The organism is Candidatus Protofrankia californiensis, assembly GCF_900634765.1.
Taxonomy (GTDB): domain Bacteria; phylum Actinomycetota; class Actinomycetes; order Frankiales; family Frankiaceae; genus Protofrankia; species Protofrankia californiensis.
Map to the genome: position 1 here is coordinate 17,497 of NZ_CAAAFT010000147.1, position 3,040 is coordinate 20,536.

Here is a 3,040-nt window from a genome sequence, read left to right on the forward strand (position 1 = left end):
GAGCTGCGGGTGCCGGACTGGCCGCGCCGCCCGCAGCTGTGCTGTGGATCTCCGGAACGTTGCTGTGCGTGACACTGCTGTGCACGGCGGTCCTGTTTCGGTGCAGGAGCGTCTGGCGGCCCACGGCCGCGGGTCTGGCATGTCTGGCCTGCCTCGCCGCGGGTGTGCTGGCGGCGGGTCTGCAGACCCGCGCCCGGATGCTCGGTCCGCTCGCGGCCCTCGGCGCGGCACGGGCGGCCGCCGGTATCGAGGGCACGGTGACCAGTGACCCGCGGGTCAGCCACGGGGGCAACGGCGAACTCGTCATCGTCCCGGTGCGGGTGGAGCGGCTGACCGCGAACGGGCACGACATCCGGCTGCGACAGCCGGTCCTGGTGCTTGCGACCGCGCCGGGCTGGGAGGACCTGCTGCCGAGTCAGCATGTCAGTACCTCGGGCAAGCTGGCACCGCCACGGGCGGCCGACACCGTTGCGGCGGTCGTCTTCGTCAGGACCGCACCGGCCTCGGTCGGTGAACCTTCGCCGCTGCAGCGGGCAGCAGGTCATCTACGGGCGGGGTTGCGCGACGCCGCGTCAGGGCTTGAGGGTCCGCGTCGCGGGCTGCTGCCGGGCCTCGTCCTCGGTGACACGAGTAACCTCGACGGCGAGGTTCGGGAGGACTTCCGGACCGCCGGGATGTCGCACCTCGTCGCTGTCTCCGGCGCGAACTGCGCGATCATCATTGCCGCGGCGACCGTCGTCATCCGGCGCAGCCGGTTGGGTCCGTGGCTGCAGGCCGGTTGGGTTGCGGCGGCCCTGTTCGGCTTCGTTGTCCTGGCCCGACCGTCACCCAGTGTCCTACGCGCCGGTGTCATGGGGTTGATCGGAATTGTCGCGGCTGGTAGCGGACGGCCACGTCTGGCCCTACCCGCGCTCGCGGCCAGCGTGCTGGTGCTCGTCCTTGTCAGCCCTGATCTTGCTCGTTCGGTCGGTTTCACTCTGTCGGTTTCCGCCACCGCCGGTCTGGTGATCCTCGCTCCGGGCTGGCGGGACGCCCTGGCGGGCCGGATGCCCAGGTGGCTGGCTGAGCCGCTTGCGGTCGCCGCGGCGGCACATGTCGCCTGCTCACCGCTTCTCGTTGCCGTCGGTGGTGGGGTCAGCCTGGTGGCCGTTCCCGCCAACATGCTCGCGGAGGCCGCGGTTGCGCCGGCGACCATCCTCGGAGTCCTGGCCACGGTTGCCGCGATCGTCTACGACCCCCTGGCCCAGGCATTGGCGACCCTCGCGGGTGTGCCGTGCGGATGGCTGATCACGGTCGCGGACGTCGCGGCACGCGTGCCCGGTGCGCAGATCAGCTGGCCGGACGGTCCGCTTGGCGCCCTGGTTCTCGTCGCTGTCACGGTCGTGCTGCTCGCAGCTGTGCGCCGACGCCGCGGGCGGCGCGTTCTCGCCGTACTGTCCGCCATCGTTGCGGGCGTACAGTTGATTATCATTTCTCGGTCTGCCGGAATCTGACCTGGGCAGCGGTAGCGGATCGTAATCATCGCATGTTCCCGGCCGGGCCGTGAGGTCTGCGCACCGTCCTTGTGACATGCTCCCCACCGTGCCGTCGACATCCGCACTGCCACGGATGGTCCTTGTCTCCGGTGATGAGGAGTTGCTGGTCTCCCGTGGCGTCCGGGAGGTCGTCCACGCCGCCCGGATCCACGATCCGCAGGTGGAGATCGTCGACCGGGCGCCCGGCGAGTTCACCGAAAGCGATGTGGTCGACCTGACCAGCGCATCGATGTTCGGCGAGCTACGGGTGGTCGTGGTCCGTGGTGCGCAGGAACTCGCAGACGATCTTCGAGAGGCGCTGCTGGCCTACATCTCCCGACCGCTGGATGACGTTGTGCTTGTTGTCGTTCACAGCGGTGCCGCACGCAACCGCAAGCTGGTCGATGTGATGAAGGCAGCAGGTGCCACGGTCGTTCCGGCGGCGCGTATCACCCGCCCCCGCGACCGCCACGACTTCGTCTCGGCCGAGGTTCGCCGTCTCGGCGGCCAGATCAGCACGGGTGCGGTGAAGTCGCTGGTGGACGCCGTCGGTGGCGACCTGCGTGAGCTGGCTGCGGTATGCGAGCAGATGGTCACCGACTCCGGTGGAACCGTCGACGAGGGCCTGGTCGCCAAATACCATCGCGGTCGGGCGGAGGCCACCGGTTTCGCGGTAGCGGACGCCGCGATCGCGGGAGATCTGCCCCAGGCCCTGACCGTGCTGCGCCAGACGCTCGCCAACGGCGTCCCGCCGGTCCTCGTCGTGAGCGCCATGACCACCGGAGTGCGCGACCTGGCCCGGGTTGCGGCTGCCAGTGGCGGCTCGACCTGGGAGCTCGCACGCAGTCTCGGCATGCCCGACTGGAAGGTGGAGCGATCCCAACGGGCCGCCCGAGGTTGGAGCGACGAAGGGCTGGCCCATGCGATGCGTGTGATCAGTGCCGCGGATGCGGCGGTCAAGGGCGGCGCTGTGGACCCGGTCTACGGCCTGGAAAGGCTCGTCACCCAGATCGTGTCGGCCCGCGGTCGTACGGGGGGAGCCCGCCGATGACATCGGATGTGTCCCGGTCCGATCGGGAAAACCCGCCCGACTCGGGCGAGGCCGGCCCGGACCAGGACAACCGAGACCGAAGCGATCCAGGACGAGGTGACCCAGGACGAGGTGACCCAGGGGGAAGCGATCTGGACCGAGAAAACGCGGGGTCGCCGGACCCGCACTCGCAACCGGACTCGGCAAACAGCGACCTGGCCGGCCGATGGTATGGGTTCCTCGGTGCCGGCAGCATCCTGCTCGGATTGCTGATCGCCCTGGCTGATCTGGCAAGTGCGTGGGTGATCGTGGCGCTGCCGCTGGCGGTGATCGTCATGGCAGCCTACGGCGAAATAATCAAGAAGATGCTGGGATCGGACGAGGCGCGGATCCGTTGCGCGGAAGACGAACGACCGGTGTCCGAGGCCCCACCGAACTGACAGCGCAGGTTCCGGCACCGTACTGCCAGCACATGCCCCGAACCACTGCCAGCACA

3 protein-coding genes are annotated in these 3,040 nt (G+C 69.4%); all 3 read left to right on the forward strand.

All coding sequences use genetic code 11. The features are described 5' to 3' along the window. On the forward strand, nt 1-1,493 hold a 1,493-nt coding region (locus tag DD1DGNOD_RS08690; protein WP_131769852.1), incomplete at its 5' end, for a ComEC/Rec2 family competence protein. Between the two features lie 76 nt (nt 1,494-1,569). After that, nucleotides 1,570-2,565, forward strand: coding sequence for a DNA polymerase III subunit delta (gene holA / locus DD1DGNOD_RS08695; protein WP_131766045.1), 996 nt, complete (start codon nt 1,570-1,572; stop codon nt 2,563-2,565). Beyond that, nucleotides 2,562-2,984, forward strand: a complete 423-nt coding sequence (locus tag DD1DGNOD_RS08700; RefSeq protein WP_131766046.1) for a hypothetical protein — start codon at nt 2,562-2,564, stop codon at nt 2,982-2,984. Before holA ends, DD1DGNOD_RS08700 begins: the two co-directional genes overlap by 4 nt. The last annotated feature ends 56 nt before the right edge of the window (nt 2,985-3,040 follow it).

What these genes read in the sequence shown, in the direction of transcription:
- DD1DGNOD_RS08700 (WP_131766046.1), top strand. Translation starts at nt 2,562, where the DNA reads ATGACATCGGATGTGTCCCGGTCCGATCGGGAAAACCCGCCCGACTCG.
- holA (WP_131766045.1), top strand. Translation starts at nt 1,570, where the DNA reads ATGCTCCCCACCGTGCCGTCGACATCCGCACTGCCACGGATGGTCCTT.